Here is a 17,896-nt window from a genome sequence, read left to right as displayed (position 1 = left end):
GAGAAGGTGACCCATGGGCCTGCTGGACAATCTCAAGGCCAAGCTCGCGCCGGCGAAGGACAAGGTCGGCGACCTCGCGCAGCAGCACGAGGGGAAGATCGGCGAGCGCCTGGACAAGGTCGCCCAGGTCGTGGATTCGAAGACCAAGGGCAAGTACAGCGGCCAGATAGCGACCGGCACGGGCAAGGCCAAGGACGCCCTGGGCAAGATCGCCCACAAGGACCACCCGGGCGGTGGCCCGGCGGCTTCCTGACGCGGCGCCCGGTCCGAGGGGCGCGGGGTGCTCCCCGCGCCCCTCGGCCGTGCCGGGCGGCTCGGCCGTGTCCGGGCGCGGGTCCGTCCGTCAGGACCAGGCGGCGACCAGGTAGCCGACCCCGTACGGGGCGTCCTCGTACAGCAGCCGGCCGTCGAGCCCGGCGCCCTCGGCGGCGCCCGCGAGCACCTGCCAGGGCGCCCGGCCGGCGGCCTGGACCGCGGCGCCGAGGGCCGCGTCGATCGCGGCGAGGGCCTCCGTGTCGGCGGAGCCGAGGGCCCGCGCGGCCGCGGCGTCGAAGGGGGCGGCGCGTTCGTCGAGGTAGCCCGGGGCCTTGACCGTGCGGCAGGCGCTGCCGTCGCCCATCACGAGCAGGGCGGTCCGCTGCGGGCCGGCGGACAGTTCGCGGCCTGCGGCGAGGCACTCCCCGGTGCCGAGGGCCGGGTCCACCGCGAGCCCGGTCACGGGGGCGGAGGACCAGCCGGTGTGCTCCAGCAGCCAGGCGGCCACGGCCAGGGAGGCGGGCAGCTCCCGCCCGGCGGGGGCCTCGCCCGTGCCGAGGCGCACCTCGGCGTCTTCCACGCCGAAGGTCCGGAACGAACCGGGCGCACCCTGCGGGTAGCTCCCCGCGGCGGCCCCGGCCGCGGGCCCGACCACGACCAGCCGGTCGGGGCGGGAGGCGGCCAGCACGGCCAGCGCGTCGGAGCAGGCGGTGCGGGCGGCGGCGAGCTCCCCCGCGGCCCCGGCCGCGACCTGCGGCACGAGCAGCGGCGGACAGGGACATACGGCAGCGGCTACGAGCATGATCCGCAGCGTAGTACGCGCAGGGCGGGGTCGGGGGCTGCGCGGAAACGCCGGGGCGCCCGGTCCGCGCGGGACCGGGCGCCCCGGCGGTGCGCAGCAGCGGTGCGTCTCAGGTGAGCGAGCAGCCGCCCGTGGCGGCGGGCAGCGGGGCCGGCGCGCCGATGGACGGCAGGCCGAGCATGACCCCGGCCGGCTGCGCGGGCGCGGCGTTGCGCTTCTCCCAGGCGTCGCCGGCACGCGTCCGGCGGACCTCGGTGGTGGGGCCCTCGGCGAGCAGGTGGTGCGGGGCCGCGTAGGTGATCTCGACGGTCACCACGTCACCGGGGCGGACCTCGGCGTCCGGCTTGGTGAAGTGGACGAGGCGGTTGTCGGGCGCCCGGCCGGAGAGCCGGTGGGTGGCGCCGTCCTTGCGGCCCTCGCCCTCGGCGACCATGACCTCCAGGGTGCGGCCGACCTGCTTCTTGTTCTCCTCCCAGGAGATCTCCTCCTGGAGGGCGACCAGGCGCATGTAGCGGTCCTGGACGACCTCCTTGGGGATCTGCCCCTCCATCTCGGCGGCGGGGGTGCCGGGCCGCTTGGAGTACTGGAAGGTGAAGGCGTTGGCGAAGCGGGCCTCGCGGACCACGTGCATGGTCTGCTGGAAGTCCTCCTCGGTCTCGCCGGGGAAGCCCACGATGATGTCGGTGGAGATGGCGGCGTGCGGGATCGCGGCGCGCACCTTCTCGATGATCCCCAGGAAGCGCTCCTGCCGGTACGAGCGGCGCATCGCCTTGAGGATCGGGTCGGAGCCCGACTGGAGCGGCATGTGCAGCTGCGGCATCACGTTCGGGGTCTCGGCCATCGCGGCGATCACGTCGTCGGTGAAGTCGCGCGGGTGCGGGGAGGTGAACCGGACCCGCTCCAGGCCCTCGATCTCCCCGCAGGCGCGCAGCAGCTTGCTGAAGGCCTCGCGGTCGCCGAGGTCGGAACCGTAGGCGTTCACGTTCTGGCCGAGCAGGGTGATCTCCGAGACGCCCTCCGCGACCAGCGCCTCGACCTCGGCGAGGATGTCGCCGGGGCGGCGGTCCTCCTCTTTGCCGCGCAGCGCCGGGACGATGCAGAAGGTGCAGGTGTTGTTGCAGCCGACGGAGATCGAGACCCAGGCGGCGTAGGCGGACTCGCGGCGGGTCGGCAGGGTGGAGGGGAAGGCCTCCAGCGACTCGGCGATCTCGACCTGGGCCTCTTCCTGGATGCGGGCGCGCTCCAGCAGCACCGGCAGCTTGCCGATGTTGTGGGTGCCGAAGACCACGTCCACCCACGGGGCCCGCTTGACGATGGTCTCGCGGTCCTTCTGGGCGAGGCAGCCGCCGACGGCGATCTGCATGCCGGGGCGCTTGGTCTTCATCGGGGCGAGACGGCCGAGGTTGCCGTACAGCTTGTTGTCGGCGTTCTCCCGCACCGCGCAGGTGTTGAAGACGACGACGTCGGCATCGCCCTCGGCGGTCCCCTCGGGCGCGCGGACGTAGCCGGCGTCCTCCAGGAGGCCGGAGAGCCGCTCGGAGTCGTGCACATTCATCTGACACCCGTAGGTGCGCACCTCGTACGTCTTCACCTGTCCAGGGTAAAGGGGGCGCGGTGGTGGCTCGTGCCGGTCGGTGGGACGGAGGGGGCGGGTGTGACGTGGGACGCCTGGTCTGGCCCGGAATCGGCCGAGCTGGCAGGATCGCGCGCATGCCCCTCCTCATCCCCCGCTTCCGGATCCGCAGGCGCCGTGCCCTCGCGGGTGCGGCGGCCGGGCTGGCCGTGCTCGGGCTGCTGCTCTGGTGGCTGCTGCCCCTGGGGCGCCCGGAGCCGGAGGGCCCGCTGACCTTCAGCACGGGCGGCCGGGCCGGGGTCTACCAGCGCTACGGCGACCTGCTGCGCCAGGCCCTGGCGCGGGACCTGCCGAAGGTGCACGTCACCCTGTTGCCCAGCCAGGGCTCCCAGCAGAACCTGGAGCGGGTGGCGACGGGCAAGGCCGACTTCACCATCGCCACGGCCGACGCGGTCTCGAAGTACCGGATGGACGACCGACCGGGCGCGGACCGGCTGCGGGGCTGCGCCCGGCTCTACGACGACTACGTACAGCTGGTGGTGCCGGCGGACTCGCGGGTGGACTCGGTACGGGACCTCAGGGGTCTGCGGGTGGCGATCGGCCAGCCGGCCTCGGGCGTGCGGCTGATCGCGGAGCGGCTGCTGACGGCGGCGAAGCTGGATCCTGCGACCGACATCACGCCGGTGTCCATCGGCATCGACCAGATGCCGGCTCAGCTGGAGGCGGGCCGGATCGACGCCTTCATCTGGTCGGGCGGCCTGCCGACGAACGCGGTGAAGGAGCTGTCGGAGCGGACCGACATCCGGCTGGTGCAGCTGGGCGACATGATCAAGGAGCTGCAGCGGAGCGGGACCCCGGCGCGGTACTACCGCAGTGCGGTGATCTCCCCCGACACGTACAAGTGGGCGCGGAACAACGACGACGTGACCACGCTGGCCGTGCCGAACCTGCTGGTCACGACGGACCGGACGGATGCGGACCTGACCGAGGGGCTGACCCGGACGGTCATCGGGAGCCGGGACCGGATCGGGCACGAGGTGCATGCGGCGCAGCTGGTGGATCTGCGGACGGCGATCTACACGGATCCGCTGGAGCTGCACGAGGGGGCGGCGCGCTATTACCGGTCGGTGAAGCCGTAGCCGTGCCGGGGCGGGCGGGCTCGCTCTCCGGGGCTGCGCCCCTCCCGCCCTTTCGCCGTTTCCCGGGGCCCCGCCCCCGGACCCCGTTGCGGGGGCTCCGCCCCCGCACCCGCGCTCCTCACACGCCGGAGGGGCTGGAGTCGTCCGCGCCGGCGGGGCGGGAGCCGGCGGAGCCGGAATTGCCGGCGGACAGGAGTTCCGCGGCTGCGGCTGCTGCGCCCACCAGGCCGGCGGAGGTGCCGAGGGCGGCCGGGACCACTTCCAGGGAGCGGACGAAGTCGAGGGTGGCGTAGTCGGCCAGGTGGCGGCGGAGGGGGGCGAACAGGACCTCGCCGGCCGCGGCCACGCCGCCGCCGATGACCGCGAGGTCGGTTTCCACCAGCGTGGCCGTGGCGGCGATGGCCGCGGCCAGGGCCCGGCCGGCTCGGTCGAAGGCCGCCACCGGGACGGGGTCGCCCTCGCGGGCGGCCGCGGCCACTCCGGCGGCGGTGCGGTCGGGGCCGGTCCAGCCCTGCTCGGCGGCCCAGCGGGCGATGGCCGTGCCGGAGGCGATCTGCTCCACGCAGCCGCGGCTGCCGCAGGCGCACGGCTCGCCGTCGAAGGCGACCGAGATGTGGCCGATGTGGCCGGCGTTGCCGGTGGGGCCCGGGTGCAGGCGGCCGTCCAGGATCAGTCCGCCGCCGACCCCGGTGGAGACGACCATGCACAGGGCGTTCGCCCGGCCGCGGGCCGCGCCCAGCCAATGCTCGGCCGCGGTCATCGCCACCCCGTCGCCGACGAGCACGGCCGGTACGCCGGCCCCGTGCCGGGCCAGTTCCGCGGCGGTGCGGTCGAGCACGGGGAACTCGCGCCAGGCGGTGATGTTGACCGGGCTGACGGTGCCGCGGGAGGCGTCCACCGGGCCGGCGCTGCCGATGCCGCAGCGCTCCACGGCGGGCCACGCCGGATCCCGGGCGAGGTCGGCCACGACCTCCGCCACGGCCTGCATGACCTCTTCGGCCCCGGTGCCCCGGGGGGTGGGGCGCTGCGTCCGTGCGGTCATCGTCCCGTCCGGGTGCACCAGGGCCCCGGCGATCTTCGTGCCGCCGATGTCGACGGCGGCGCTCGGGCCGGTGGCCGGCAGGCCGGCGCGCGGGGTGGGGACGGTGGCGGCGGGGCTGGTCACGGGCGCTCCTGTCGGGACGGTCGTGATCCAGTATGCGCGCGAGGGCCGGCACGGAAGCGCCCTTCCCGGCAGCGGACCCGGGCTCGGCACCGGACCGGAGCGGCCCGGCGGAGGTACGGCCCGGCGGCGGAGCGGCCCGGCGGCGGGTGCCGGGAGCCTGCCCCGGACCGCGCCCTACGGGTGGCCGCCCGTGCCCTCGGTGCGGGGGATCGACACCGTCACGCGCAGGCCGTGCGGGGGGTTGCTCTCGTACGACAGGGAGCCGCCGCTCTTGGCCAGCATGGCGCGGGAGATCGACAGGCCGAGGCCCGAGCCCTTGATGTTCTGGTGGCGGCCGCTGCGCCAGAAGCGGTCGCCGATGCGTTCGAGCTCCTCGGCGGTCAGGCCGGGGCCGCGGTCGGCGACGACCACGGTGGCGGCGCCGGGCGCCTCCGTCGTGGACACCGTGACCTCCTCCCCCGGGGGCGTGAACTTCAGGGCGTTGTCGATCACGGCGTCCAGGGCGCTGGACAGGGCGATGGGATCGGCCCAGCAGGTGACGACGGCCTGGCCGGCCTCCGTCAGCCGGACCCCCTTCTCCTCCGCGTACGGCCGCCAGGCGGCGACCCGTTCGGCGGCGAGGGCACCGATGTCCACCAGGCTGTTCTCGGCGGCGGCGTGCTCGGCCAGGGCCAGGTTGAGCAGGTCGTCGAGGACCTGGGCCAGGCGCTTGCCCTCGGTGCGCACGGAGGCGATCTCCTCGTTGCCCTCGGGGAGTTCCAGGGCGAGCAGCTCGATCCGCAGCAGCAGGGCGGCCAGCGGGTTGCGCAGCTGGTGGGAGGCGTCGGCGACGAAGGCCCGCTGCTGCTCCAGGGCCTCTTCGACGTGGTCGGCCATCTCGTTGAACGACAGGGCCAGCCGCTGGAGTTCGGGCGGCCCCCCGGAGGCCGCGACCCGCGAGTTGAGCTGCCCGGTCGCGATGTCGTGGGTGGCCGCGTCGAGGATCCGTACCGGCCGCAGCACCCAGCTGGTCAGCCGCAGGGCCGCGCCGAAGGCCAGCAGCATCGCGGCCGCCAGTCCGGCGACGACGATCAGCCAGCCGCGCAGGATCCGCGAGCGCATCTGCCCGGTGGGCGACTCGGTGACCACGACCGCGACCACGTCCCCGTCCAGGACCACCGGCGAGGCGACGACCAGCCAGGACCGCTGCCAGGGCCACACCTGCGGCGGGTCGTGGCTGCGGCGGCCGGCGAGGGCCTCCTCGAAGGCGCGCCGGCCCTGGCCCTGTTCGGGCAGGCTCCACCAGCCGGGGGCGCGGGCCATCGTGGAGTCCGTACGGGTGAACACGCCCGCCCGGATCCCGTACAGCTCGTGGTAGCGGGCCAGTTCGAACTGCAAGGTGGTGCGGCGCTCGTCGGCGCCGACGGCTCCGCTGGCCGCCGCGTCGCTGACGAACTGGGCGAGTGCCGCGAACCGTGCGGTGTCGTCGATCCGGTCGACGACGACGCGCTGCTGTTCGGCTGCGGCGATGCTGACCGCGAGCGGGAAGCCGAAGGCGATCAGGACGCCCGCCATGAGGACGACGAGCAGCGGGAGGAGCCGGGTGCGCACCGTGGATGACCGTCGGCCGTCAGGGGCCCGGGGGCGGGGCGACGAGCCGGTAGCCGACCCCGCGGACGGTCTCGATGAGGGCCGGCATGCGCAGCTTGGAGCGGAGCGAGGCCACGTGCACCTCCAGGGTGCGGCCGGTCCCCTCCCAGCTGGTGCGCCAGACCTCGCTGATGATCTGCTCGCGGCGGAAGACCACCCCGGGCCGCTGGGCGAGCAGCGCGAGCAGGTCGAACTCCTTGCGGGTGAGCGGCACGTCGGCCCCGTCCACGGTGACCCGGCGGGTGGGCAGCTCGATGCCGACCGGCCCGAAGCGGACCATCGTGTCGGCGGCCGGCACCGCCTCGTCGGCCCCGGAGGTGCGCCGGCTGACGGCGTGGATACGGGCCAGCAGCTCGCCGGTGTCGTAGGGCTTGACCACGTAGTCGTCGGCGCCCATGTTCAGGCCGTGGATCCGGGAGCGCACGTCGCCGCGCGCGGTCACCATGATCACGGGGGTGCCGGTGCGCTTGCGGATCTTCCCGCAGACCTCGTAGCCGTCCTGGTCGGGGAGGCCGAGGTCGAGCAGGATCACCCCGTAGGGAGGGGCGTCGGCGGGCAGCAGGGCCTGCAGGGCCTCTTCGCCGCTGCGGGCGTGCACCACCTGGAAGCCGTGCCGCCCGAGGATCGCGGACAGGGCCGCCGCGACGTGGTCGTCGTCCTCGACGAGAAGCAGTCTCATGGGGTCCCCCTTTCCGGAGTCTCGTACGGGCCACCATGCATCCACGCGGATGAAGAGCCCCACGTCAAGGGGGTTCCGGCGCGGCGCGCCTTCCGTTATGCACCCGGTACGCGTACATGTGGGGCGGTTACGCACAGTGCCGCGGAGAAGCCGTATCGTTATGCTCAATTCTCGCTCAGATGTGATGACGCTGTGCTCACCCCCTCATTACTGTCCTTCCAACCGAGCAGGACGGAGCAAGAGGCCGATGAGCGGAGTATCAGTGGACAAGGGCACGGACGATGCGGTTCCCGCCGCCGAGGGCCTCGTCGTACTGAGCAACGTCAACAAGCACTTCGGCGCGCTGCACGTGCTCCAGGACGTCGACCTGAGCATCGCGCGCGGTGAGGTCGTGGTCGTGATCGGCCCGTCCGGTTCCGGCAAGTCGACGCTGTGCAGGACGATCAACCGGCTGGAGACCATCGACTCCGGCACGATCACCATCGACGGCAGCGAACTGCCGTCCGAGGGCCGCGCGCTCGCCCGGCTGCGCGCCGACGTCGGCATGGTGTTCCAGTCGTTCAACCTCTTCGCCCACAAGACGGTGCTGGAGAACGTGACCCTCGGCCAGATCAAGGTCCGCGGCACGGACTCGGCGACGGCCGTCGCCAAGGCGCGCGCACTCCTCGACCGGGTGGGCGTCGGCAGCCAGGCGGACAAGTACCCGGCGCAGCTCTCCGGCGGCCAGCAGCAGCGCGTGGCGATCGCCCGCGCCCTGGCCATGGACCCGAAGGTGATGCTCTTCGACGAGCCCACCTCGGCGCTCGACCCGGAGATGATCAACGAGGTGCTGGAGGTCATGCAGCAGCTCGCCCGCGAGGGCATGACCATGGTCGTGGTGACCCACGAGATGGGATTCGCCCGTTCGGCGGCCAACCGGGTCGTCTTCATGGCCGACGGAAAGATCGTCGAAGAGGCCACGCCCGAGCAGTTCTTCAGCAGCCCCCGCAGCGACCGCGCCAAGGACTTCCTGTCGAAGATCCTGCACCACTGACCGCCCCTTCTGGTACTCATCCGGTCAGCAGCATTCGCATCGTCAACAACGTCTCACCCGAGGGAAGTTCACCATGAAGGTTTCCAAGGCCGGCTCGGCGCTCGCCATCGCCGCCGTGCTCGCGCTGACCGCGACCGCGTGCGGCGGTGACAGCGACAAGGACGGCGGCAGCGGTGACGGCAAGGGCAAGGTCGTCATCGGCATCAAGTTCGACCAGCCGGGTGTGGGCCTGAAGACGCCGGACGGCAAGTTCACCGGTTTCGACGTGGACGTCGCGAAGTACGTCGCCAAGGAGCTCGGGTACAAGGAAGACCAGATCGAGTTCAAGAAGGCTCCGAGCGCCCAGCGCGAGCAGCTGATCAAGAACGGTGACGTGAAGTTCGTCGTCGCCAGCTACTCGATCAACGACAAGCGCAAGGCCGAGGTCGACTTCGCCGGCCCGTACTTCCTGGCCCACCAGGACCTGCTCGTCCGCGCCGACGACAACAGCATCACCAAGCCCGAGGACCTGAACAGCAAGAAGCTGTGCTCGGTCACCGGCTCCACCTCGGCGCAGAACGTCAAGGAGAAGCTGGCCCCGAAGGCCGACCTCGCGCAGCGCGGCGGCTACTCCGAGTGCCTCACCGGCCTGGAGAACAAGGCCGTCGACGCCCTCACCACCGACAACTCCATCCTGGCCGGCTACGCCGCCCAGCCGGAGCACAAGGGCAAGTTCAAGCTCGTCGGCCTGAAGCTGAGCGACGAGAACTACGGCATCGGTCTGAAGAAGGGCGACAAGGAGCTCCAGTCCAAGATCAACGCCGCCCTGAAGAAGATGGTCCAGGACGGCTCCTGGCAGAAGGCCGTGGACGCGAACTTCGGTCCGGCCAACTACAAGGCCGAGCCTGCCCCGCAGATCACCGAGGGCAGCTGAGTCAGTGACGGGGCGGGCCGCCGGTCCACGGCCGGCGACCCGCCCCGCCCGCCATCCTGGGGAGAGCGCAGGGCAACGACGTGTTCGACTTTCTTGACAATCCGCAGTACGACGTCCTGGGCGCCTTCTGGGTGACGATCCAGCTCACCCTGCTGTCGGCGGCCGGGTCCCTGATCTGGGGCACACTGCTGGCCGGCATGCGGGTCAGCCCCGTGCCGCTGATGCGGAGCTTCGGCACCGCGTACGTGAACGTGGTGCGCAACACCCCGCTCACACTGGTGATCATCGCCTGCTCCGCAGGTCTCGGCGAGACGCTGCGCATCACCCTGGGCGGCGACAACTTCGAGCAGACCGGCTTCCGGCTGGCCGTCCTCGGCTTCATCGCCTACACCGGCACCTTCGTGTGCGAGGCCCTGCGCTCCGGCATCAACACGGTCCCGCCGGGCCAGGCCGAGGCCGCCCGCGCGCTGGGCCTGAGCTTCTTCCAGGTGCTGACGCTGGTCGTACTGCCGCAGGCCTTCCGGGCGGTCATCGCCCCGCTGGCCAACGTACTGATCGCGCTCACCAAGAACACCACGGTGGCGTCGGCGATCGGCGTGGCCGAGGCCTCGCTGCTCATGAAGGAAATGGTCGAGAACGAATCCGACTCGCTGTTCGCGGTCTTCGCCGTGTTCGCCTTCGGGTTCATCGTCCTCACCCTGCCCACCGGCCTCCTGCTGGGCCGGCTGGCCAAGCGAATGGCGGTGAAGCGATGAGCTCCGTCCTGTACGACACCCCCGGCCCCAAGGCCAAGGCCCGCAACATCCTGTACACGGTGATCTTCCTGCTCGTGTCGGCGGGAGTGCTCACCTGGGTGCTGTGGACGATGGCCGACAAGGGCCAGCTGGAAGCGGCGAAGTGGAAGCCGTTCGTCACGGACTCCCACGTCTGGACGACGTACCTGCTGCCCGGCCTCGGTGAGACCCTCAAGGCAGCGGCCGTCGCGATCGTCCTCGCCCTGCCGCTCGGCGCCGTACTCGGCATCGGACGGCTGTCCGACCACCGGTGGGTGCGCATGCCGGTCGGCGCCGTCGTGGAGTTCTTCCGCGCCATTCCCGTGCTGCTGCTGATGGTCTTCGCCTTCCAGCTGCTGGCGGAGTTCACCGACATCGAGTCGGAGTTCCGCCCCTTCTGGGCCGTGGTCATCGGACTGGTGCTGTACAACGCCTCCGTCATCGCGGAGATCGTCCGGGCCGGCATCGAGTCGCTCCCCCGCGGGCAGACCGACGCGGCCAAGGCGATCGGCATGCGCAAGGGCCAGACCATGGCGTACATCCTGCTGCCGCAGGCGGTCACGGCCATGCTCCCGGCGCTGGTCAGCCAGCTGGTCGTGATCGTCAAGGACACCGCCCTCGGCGGCGCGATCCTGGGTGTCGAGGACCTGATGGCGGCCTACCTGACCATCCCGGCGAACTACGGTGCCAACACCATCGCCACGCTGGTCTTCATCGCCGCGATCTTCATCGGCGTGAACTTCGTCCTCACCTCCTTCGCCTCCTGGCTGGAGCGCCGCCTGCGCGCCTCGAAGAAGAGCACCGGCGCCGTCCTCCACGGCGAGGACGTGGAAGAGCTCGCGGCAGGCCCGCACACGGGCGGCCCGGGCGGCGTCTGACGGGGCATCCGCCTGACGTGTGCTCAGCAGGCGGGAGTGACGGATGTGGTGCGGCGGACCCCGGTCCGCCGCACCACACGCGTTTGGGCGCAGCGCTACCAACCGGCACAGGACTGGAAGGGGCTGGGGTGCCGTCTGATGTGATGTCCGGCACGACCCCATCCAGCCGGCATTGTTTCAGCGGTTCTGGTGGCACCGCATCCTCACATTGCGTACGTGAGGGCACGGGCCTGGCAGACGGCCTAGTAGGACCGGCTCCAGTACGACCCGCCCTTTACCGTCGTGAACGGCGGGCAGCCGACAAACGAGTACGTTGTCTTGTTCCAAGCAACTGCGTCGATCTGCATACGAGGCCCGCCATCCCAAGGATCGCAGAAGGCAGAGGCCTTCCAGCTTCCGCCGTTGCCGTGATCACAGATGGCCGCCCATCCATTCCCCGTAGGAGCCCTGAAGGACTTGCAGCCCGTAGGCCAAGCGGTGGCCGCCGCTTGAGCCGTGCCCTGGACCCCGAAGCCCATCACCGCCGCCGAAGCGAGCAGCACCCCTAACATCTTCTTCATAGATTACTCCTTCGAGATTCGACTCTAGACTTCTCAAGACTTATTTCGAGGGGACGTCTCAACACCCGCGTGAATGGCACGATAGGAGCCCTGGCAATACGCGATCGAGTAACCACGCTGCCTCCACGAGCCGCTCCACGTGTCTTTCTTCCCGGATGCCGCGTCCTGGCAGATGACGATGGCTCGATAGGAGCCGCCGTTATGGCTGCTACACGCAGCAACCCCACCCCAGGGTCCCGGAACCTCGTACCTACAGCCCTCAGGGTGCGCCGTCACGGCTGCCTGGGCAGCCGATGCGCTACCCCCGGCCCCCAGAGAGAAAAGGCCAGTCAGAAGCACCCCCGCCACCGGCAGCATGACAATCCGCCGCGCACGGCCATTCTTCATCACGTGGTTCACTCCCCCAAAGGAAATACTGGCAGCACTCTCACCAGTGAGCACCGGAACCCACATCGATTCCATGAATGCACAGACTGATTCGACCACCCGTGCACACCAGCAACATTTGCACGACCTCCCGACCACAGGCAAGCAATCCATTCAGACTTGAGGGTCTCCTGAGCCTGCACACCCACCCAGAGGCGAACCAAATCAGGAGAAATGGGCCCACACTCCCTCTCGAGAGCCAAATGAATGGACTAATTCCGCGAATGCTGGCCAGAAATGCAAGGTGGATAATTTTGGCCAGGTCGGCCTGAGATGCAGCGAGTCTTTACAGCCGTCAACTGGCCGAAATCATTCCCGACGGTAAATAGCACGACCGGCGTGCAGATGGTCGCGCCGCCACGTCCTCGGGTCAGCCCCGCAGGCTGCCCACGCGGGATGCCCCGGAAGCGACGAGCGTCACTTGACGCATGAACCCGCAGTGGGTTGCATACAGTCTGTGATCACATACCGGACATCGGGAGCCGTGACGTGGACCCGGTGATCGTCGTCGGCGCGGGGCCCGTGGGGCTCTCGCTCGCGCTCGCCCTCGCAGGGCAGGGCGTGCCCTCCGTGCTGCTCGACGAAGGGCCCGGCAAGGACGAGCCGCGGCCGGCCCGGACCGTCGTACTGCACTCCGACACGGCCGCGATGGCCCGCCGCCTGGGCTGCGCCACCCTGCTCGACGAAGGGGCCCGCTGGGCGGGCTGGCGGTCGGTCCGGCGCCGCCAGGAGCCGGTGCGCACCGTCTTCGAGGACTCCGGGCCGGCCGGCACGGCCCCGCTGCACGTGCCGCAGCACGCCCTCGCGCGCGGGCTGCGCGACAGTGCCGCCGCCCATCCGCTGGTCCAGCTGGTCACGGACAGCAAGCTGGACTCGCTGGAGCAGGACGGCACGGGGGTCACCGCGCACACCCGGGGGGCCGAGACCACCTGGTGGCGCGGCAGCCACCTGGTCGGCTGCGACGGCGCCCGGTCCACCGTGCGCAAGCTGCTGGGCGTCCGCTTCCCCGGCCGGACGGCCGTCGAGCGGTACGCCGTGGCCGCGCTGCGCACCGAACTGCCGTGGCCCGGCGAGGGCGTGCTGCACCGGATGCCGCCGTGGCTGGAGGCCGGCGCGGCCGGAGAGGTGTGCGCCCGGCCGCTGCCGGACGGGGTGTGGCGGCTGGACTGGCTGCTGCCGCCGCGGGGGGACCTGGTCACCCCCGGCATGCTCGTGGGCTGGGTGCGCGACACCCTCGCCGGCTGGTGCGGGGGCACCCCCGGCCCGTACGAGCTGCTCGACACCGGCGTGCACACCCTGCACCACCGGCTGGCCCGGCGCTGGCGGGTGCAGCGGGCCTTCCTCGCCGGGGACGCCGCCCACCTGCTGGGGGCGCTCGGCACCCAGGGGGTGGAGGAGGGGCTGCGCGATGCCGAGAACCTCGCCTGGAAGCTGGCGCTGGCCTGGCACCACGGCGAGTCCGAGGAACTCCTCGACAGCTACCAGGCCGAACGGCGCACCGCCGTGGCGGCCCGGCTGCGGGCCGCGGACCAGGCGATGGCGGTGCTGCGCGGTGGCGGGGGCCTGCGCAGCTACCTGCCGGGGGCGGCGCGCAGCCACGACGCGATGCTGACGGACGCGCATCTGGGGCGGGGGCCGCTGGGTTCGGCCCCGGGTTACGGGCGCTCGCCGCTGGCCCCGCCGCCCGCCCCCTCGGCGGCCCCGACCGCCACCGAGCCCGGGGCGCCGGTGGCCGACGTACTCGTGACGGACCTGCGGACCACGGCCCCGGAGGGGGCGACCGTGCCGCTGCGCGATCTGCTGGGCCGGGGGCGGCTGCTGGTGGTGCTGGTCGCGCCCGGGACCGGGGTGTGGGACCGGCGGCACTGGCTGAAGGCGGGGCTGATGCCGCGGCTGGCGGCGGCCGTGAGCGCGCTGCCGGTGCGGGCGGAGCTGCTGGTCGCGGACAGCTATCCGGGGGCGGCGGCCCATACGGTGCTCCTGGTCCGGCCGGACGGGCACCTCGCCGCGACGTTCGCCGGTGTGCGGCCGGCCGAGCTGTACGCGGCGGCCGATGCGGTACGCGGCGGCTCGTCGGGAACCTCCTCCGCCCCGGAGGCGGCCCCTGCCACGGCCGACGCGGCAGGGTCCCGTACGGCGGATGGCGCGGGGGCGGCGTCCAGCCCCTCCGGCGTCTGAGGGGCGGGGTTCGCGGGCAACATCCAGCCCCTCCAGGGGGTACCTCCCAGCCCCCTGGGGCTGGGGGAGTCTGAGGGGCGGGGTTCCGGGTGGAGCCCCGGGGCGGCGGGGGGCCGTTCATGTTCGAGTGGCGCTCCAGTGTGATCGATTGACCGGCCCGGGAGGCACATGGTGTACTCCCGGACATGACCGGCATCGACGTACGCCTCTGGCGGAGGGTCCACATGGACCTCCTCCGCTTCGCGGGCTGCGTGTGTCGCCCGTCCTGCTGATTCGCCCTTTCCCCTGCGCGCCCCGCGCCGCCCGGCCATGCGCCCGCGGCCCGCGCGCTGCCCAGCGAACCCAGGACGGTCCTCCATGCCTGCCGCCACCCTCTCCCCGTACGCTCCCGCCCGGCCGTCGGCCGGGCCCTCCGCCGCCGAGCTCCTCGACTTCGCCCGCCGTACCGCCGCCGATCCCGAGCTGATCGCCTCCCTGCCCCTCGATCCGGAAGGCCGTACCTGGGTGCGGCTGGACGGGCCGGGCGGCAGTGAAGCCTGGCTGATCGGCTGGCCGCCGGGCACCGGCACCGGCTGGCACGACCACGCCGAGTCCCGGGGCGCGTTCGCCACCGCCGCGGGCCGGCTCACCGAGCACTCGCTCACCGTCCGCCTGCCCTCCGAGGGGTGGCGCAGCCTGGAGCTGGCGGGGGAGGTGGACCGCACCCGGGTCCTGGCCGCCGGGACGGGCCGGGCCTTCCGCGAGTTCCACGTCCACGACGTGTTCAACGAGTCGGAGACCGAGCACGCGATCTCGGTGCACGCGTACTATCCGCCGCTCCCCCTCATCCGCCGCTACAGCCGCACCGGCAGGGTCCTGCGCCTGGAGCACGTCGAGCGCCCGGCGGACTGGCAGTGAGCGCCGCGGAGCCCGGCGGTCCGGCCGGGATCGACGAACTGCTGGAGCGCGTACGGGCCGGGTACGAGAGGATCGGGGCCGCCGAGGCGTACCGGGCCGCGCAGGACGGGGCGCTGCTCGTCGACATCCGCTACCAGGCGCTCCGCGAGCGCGACGGGCTGATCCCGGGCGCGCTGGTCATCGAGCGCAACGAGCTGGAGTGGCGGCTCGATCCGCAGGGCAGCCACCGGGTCCCCGAGGCCACCGGCCACGACCTGCGGATCGTCGTGATCTGCAACGAGGGGTACGCCTCCAGTCTCGCGGCGGCCTCCCTGCACCAGCTGGGCCTGCACCGGGCCACCGATCTCACCGGCGGCTTCCAGGCGTGGAAGGCGGCCGGGCTGCCGGTGGTGGTCTGAGACCCGGGCGGGTGCCCCGGCGTGCTGCCGGGGCGCCCGCCCCGCCCCTCTCCGCGCTGTGCTATTCGGCCGCGGTGGCCGCGTGCACCGGCCGGACCCGCAGCGCGGCCCGCCCGGGCAGGGCGGTGGCGGCCAGCGCGAGCAGCGTGGCCAGGCCGACGACCGTACCGGCGGCCAGGGGCAGCACCGTCGGGGCGGCGCGGCCCGTCATGCCGGTGCTGAAGGCGGTCAGGACGGCGAGGGCGATGGCCGTGCCGAGCACCGTCCCGGTGAGGACCACCGACAGGGCCTCGATGCGCAGCATCCGCAGCACCTGGCGGCGGGTGGCCCCGGTGAGCCGCAGGAGCGCGAACTCCCGGATCCGCTCGGCGGTGGACATCGCCAGGGTGTTGACGACGGCGATGGCGGTGAAGGCGAGGACCAGGCCCATCGCGAGGAGGTTGATCTCGGTGCCGGCCTGCTGCCGGTCGGCGCGCAGCGCGTCGGCCTGGGCGGCGGACAGCACCGCGGTGCCGGGCACCCCGTGGACGGCGGCGACGGCGGCGGCGAGTTCGGCGCGGCCGGTGCCGGGGGCGGTGGCCACCAGCACGCTGCTCGCGAGCGGATTGTCCACGTGGGCCGCCACCAGGTCGTGCGCGAGGGCCAGTTCCCCGAAGCCGAGGCCGCGGGCGTAGACGGCGGTGACGGTGACCGTGACCGGGGTGCCGTCGCCGAGGGTGAGGCGGAGCGGGCTGCCGGGGCGCAGGCCCAGCCGGGCGGCGGCGAGTTCGCCGACGGCTGCGCTGCGCCCGCCGAAGCCGGCCAGGGTCCCGGCGGTGACCTGCGGATCCCAGGTCCGGGTGAGCCCGGCGGGTTCCGTTTCCGAGGCCGGACGGGGACCGGCTCAGAAGCTCCCGTACCCCAGGTCGTCCGTCTCCTCGCCCTCGGCCTCCAGGGCGCTGCGCACCACGCGCAGCGCCATGCCCTCCGGGTAGCCCTTGCGGGCCAGCATCCCGGCGAGCCGCCGGATCCGCTTGTCGCGCTCCAGGCCGCGGGTGGCGCGGAGCTTGCGGGCGACGAGCTCGCGGGCCGTCTCCTCCTCCTGCTCGGAGTCGAGGTGGCCCATGGCGTCGTCGATGAGCGCGGAGTCCACGCCCTTGGTGCGCAGCTCGCGGGCGAGGGCCCGGCGGGCCAGCCCGCGGCTGTGGTGCCGGGACTCCACCCAGGCCCCGGCGAAGGCGGCGTCGTCGATGAGGCCGACCTCCTCGAAACGGGAGAGGACCTCCTCGGACACCTCCTCGGGGATGCCCCGCTTGTGCAGGGCGTCCGCGAGCTGGCGCCTGGTGCGCGGGGTCCCGGTGAGCAGGCGCAGGCAGATGGCCCGCGCCTGCTCCTCGGGACTCTGAGGGGGCGCGTCCCGCTCGGCCCTCGACGGGCGGGACACGCTCTCCTCCGCGTGCTCCACGGTCAGCTCTTGGCCGTGGCGGCCTTGGCCGTCTTGGCCTTGGTCGCCGGGGCGGGCACGGCGGCGGCCGCGTCCGGCTCGGCGGCGCCGGCGGCAGCGGCCTCCGGAGCGGGCTCGGCAGCGGCGCTCTTGCGGACGCCGACGCCCAGCTTCTCCTTGATCTTCTTCTCGATCTCGTTGGCGAGGTCGGGGTTGTCCTTCAGGAAGTTGCGGGCGTTCTCCTTGCCCTGGCCGAGCTGGTCGCCCTCGTACGTGTACCAGGCGCCGGCCTTGCGGATGAAGCCGTGCTCCACGCCCATGTCGATCAGGCCGCCCTCGCGGCTGATGCCCTGGCCGTAGAGGATGTCGAACTCGGCCTGCTTGAACGGCGGGGCGACCTTGTTCTTGACGACCTTGCAGCGGGTCCGGTTGCCGACCGCCTCGGTGCCGTCCTTGAGGGTCTCGATGCGGCGGATGTCGATGCGCACCGAGGCGTAGAACTTCAGCGCCCGGCCACCGGTGGTGGTCTCCGGCGAGCCGAACATCACACCGATCTTCTCGCGGAGCTGGTTGATGAAGATCGCGGTGGTCTTGGACTGGTTCAGGGCGCTGGTGATCTTGCGGAGCGCCTGGCTCATCAGGCGGGCCTGGAGGCCGACGTGCGAGTCGCCCATCTCGCCCTCGATCTCCGCGCGGGGCACGAGGGCCGCGACGGAGTCGATGACGATGAGGTCGAGGGCGCCGGAGCGGACGAGCATGTCCACGATCTCGAGCGCCTGCTCGCCGGTGTCCGGCTGGGACAGGATGAGGTTGTCGGTGTCGACGCCGAGGGCCTTCGCGTACTCGGGGTCGAGCGCGTGCTCGGCGTCCACGAAGGCGACGGTGCCGCCGGCCTTCTGCGCGTTGGCCACCGCGTGCAGGGTCAGGGTGGTCTTACCGGAGGACTCCGGCCCGTAGATCTCGACCACTCGGCCGCGCGGCAGACCGCCGACGCCGAGGGCGATGTCCAGCGCGGTCGACCCGGTGGGGATCACCTCGATGGGGTCGTTCGGCCGGTCGCCGAGGCGCATCACGGCGCCCTTGCCGAATTGCCGTTCAATCTGCGCGAGCGCGGCGTCGAGCGCCTTCTCGCGGTCGGTGCCTGCCATGGGTTCCACCCGGGATGTCTGAGTCGA

The 17,896-nt window shown here is 72.4% G+C and carries 16 protein-coding genes and 2 pseudogenes; 10 read left to right on the top strand and 8 right to left on the bottom strand.

The genetic code is table 11. The features are described from left to right. Positions 1–13 precede the first annotated feature (13 nt). Positions 14–253, top strand: a complete 240-nt coding sequence (locus ACZ407_RS14410; protein ID WP_468128372.1) for an antitoxin — start codon at positions 14–16, stop codon at positions 251–253. Positions 254–343: 90 nt separating this feature from the next. Here the strand turns inward: ACZ407_RS14410 and ACZ407_RS14405 are convergent, their stop codons facing one another. Both ACZ407_RS14405 and miaB read right to left on the bottom strand, forming a co-directional pair. Beyond that, positions 344–1,057 carry a class III extradiol ring-cleavage dioxygenase family protein gene (locus ACZ407_RS14405; RefSeq protein ID WP_468128371.1) on the bottom strand — a complete coding sequence of 238 codons (714 nt, stop codon included), beginning with the start codon at positions 1,055–1,057 and terminating at the stop codon, positions 344–346. Between the two features lie 109 nt (positions 1,058–1,166). Then, entirely contained in the window at positions 1,167–2,648 is a 1,482-nt protein-coding gene (gene miaB / locus ACZ407_RS14400; protein WP_468128370.1) for a tRNA (N6-isopentenyl adenosine(37)-C2)-methylthiotransferase MiaB, read from the bottom strand. 119 nt (positions 2,649–2,767) lie between these two features. Between miaB and ACZ407_RS14395 the strand changes: the two genes are divergently transcribed. Beyond that, positions 2,768–3,769 (top strand): TAXI family TRAP transporter solute-binding subunit, encoded by a 1,002-nt coding sequence (locus tag ACZ407_RS14395; RefSeq protein ID WP_468128369.1) that lies wholly within the window; start codon positions 2,768–2,770, stop codon positions 3,767–3,769. A gap of 118 nt (positions 3,770–3,887) precedes the next feature. On the opposite strand, the gene ACZ407_RS14390 is transcribed toward ACZ407_RS14395, so the two are convergent. The 3 genes from ACZ407_RS14390 to ACZ407_RS14380 form a co-directional block, all read right to left on the bottom strand. Further along, positions 3,888–4,892 carry an ROK family protein gene (locus ACZ407_RS14390; protein WP_468128527.1) on the bottom strand — a complete coding sequence of 335 codons (1,005 nt, stop codon included), beginning with the start codon at positions 4,890–4,892 and terminating at the stop codon, positions 3,888–3,890. A 216-nt stretch (positions 4,893–5,108) separates the two neighbouring features. After that, positions 5,109–6,524, bottom strand: coding sequence for a HAMP domain-containing sensor histidine kinase (locus ACZ407_RS14385; RefSeq protein WP_468128368.1), 1,416 nt, complete (start codon positions 6,522–6,524; stop codon positions 5,109–5,111). A 19-nt stretch (positions 6,525–6,543) separates the two neighbouring features. Continuing rightward, complete coding sequence (locus ACZ407_RS14380; RefSeq protein ID WP_468128367.1) at positions 6,544–7,242, bottom strand: response regulator transcription factor; 699 nt, start codon at positions 7,240–7,242, stop codon at positions 6,544–6,546. A 247-nt stretch (positions 7,243–7,489) separates the two neighbouring features. Here ACZ407_RS14380 and ACZ407_RS14375 point away from each other — a divergent pair, with 247 nt between their 5' ends. The 8 genes from ACZ407_RS14375 to ACZ407_RS14340 all read left to right on the top strand — a co-directional run bounded on the left by ACZ407_RS14375 (position 7,490) and on the right by ACZ407_RS14340 (position 15,298). Further along, positions 7,490–8,275 carry an amino acid ABC transporter ATP-binding protein gene (locus tag ACZ407_RS14375; RefSeq protein WP_468128366.1) on the top strand — a complete coding sequence of 262 codons (786 nt, stop codon included), beginning with the start codon at positions 7,490–7,492 and terminating at the stop codon, positions 8,273–8,275. A 73-nt stretch (positions 8,276–8,348) separates the two neighbouring features. Further along, positions 8,349–9,188 (top strand): glutamate ABC transporter substrate-binding protein, encoded by an 840-nt coding sequence (locus tag ACZ407_RS14370; protein ID WP_468128365.1) that lies wholly within the window; start codon positions 8,349–8,351, stop codon positions 9,186–9,188. Between the two features lie 80 nt (positions 9,189–9,268). Continuing rightward, positions 9,269–9,943, top strand: coding sequence for an amino acid ABC transporter permease (locus ACZ407_RS14365; RefSeq protein WP_468128364.1), 675 nt, complete (start codon positions 9,269–9,271; stop codon positions 9,941–9,943). Then, positions 9,940–10,839, top strand: a complete 900-nt coding sequence (locus ACZ407_RS14360) for an amino acid ABC transporter permease (protein ID WP_468128363.1) — start codon at positions 9,940–9,942, stop codon at positions 10,837–10,839. Before ACZ407_RS14365 ends, ACZ407_RS14360 begins: the two co-directional genes overlap by 4 nt. Positions 10,840–12,314: 1,475 nt before the next feature. After that, positions 12,315–14,003, top strand: a complete 1,689-nt coding sequence (locus tag ACZ407_RS14355; protein WP_468128362.1) for an FAD-dependent monooxygenase — start codon at positions 12,315–12,317, stop codon at positions 14,001–14,003. Between the two features lie 185 nt (positions 14,004–14,188). Beyond that, positions 14,189–14,275: a putative leader peptide gene (locus ACZ407_RS14350; protein WP_468128526.1), complete on the top strand. Its 87-nt coding sequence runs from the start codon at positions 14,189–14,191 to the stop codon at positions 14,273–14,275. An 85-nt stretch (positions 14,276–14,360) separates the two neighbouring features. Continuing rightward, entirely contained in the window at positions 14,361–14,900 is a 540-nt protein-coding gene (locus ACZ407_RS14345) for a cupin domain-containing protein (protein WP_468128361.1), read from the top strand. Continuing rightward, entirely contained in the window at positions 14,897–15,298 is a 402-nt protein-coding gene (locus ACZ407_RS14340) for a rhodanese-like domain-containing protein (protein ID WP_468128360.1), read from the top strand. Before ACZ407_RS14345 ends, ACZ407_RS14340 begins: the two co-directional genes overlap by 4 nt. A 61-nt stretch (positions 15,299–15,359) precedes the next feature. Here ACZ407_RS14340 and ACZ407_RS14335 read toward each other — a convergent pair. From ACZ407_RS14335 to recA, 3 genes and pseudogenes are all read right to left on the bottom strand, one after another. Continuing rightward, a pseudogene (locus tag ACZ407_RS14335) lies at positions 15,360–16,166 on the bottom strand (ABC transporter permease); the annotation flags it as partial. Between the two features lie 15 nt (positions 16,167–16,181). Then, positions 16,182–16,832 (bottom strand): annotated as a pseudogene (gene recX / locus ACZ407_RS14330) (recombination regulator RecX); the annotation flags it as partial. Beyond that, positions 16,745–17,869, bottom strand: coding sequence for a recombinase RecA (gene recA, locus ACZ407_RS14325; RefSeq protein ID WP_468128359.1), 1,125 nt, complete (start codon positions 17,867–17,869; stop codon positions 16,745–16,747). The gene recA and the pseudogene recX, both read right to left, overlap by 88 nt. Positions 17,870–17,896 lie beyond the last annotated feature (27 nt).

It is taken from the genome of Streptomyces sp. NPDC030809, from assembly GCF_055572195.1.
This window is presented reverse-complemented; position numbering and strand designations above follow the sequence as displayed.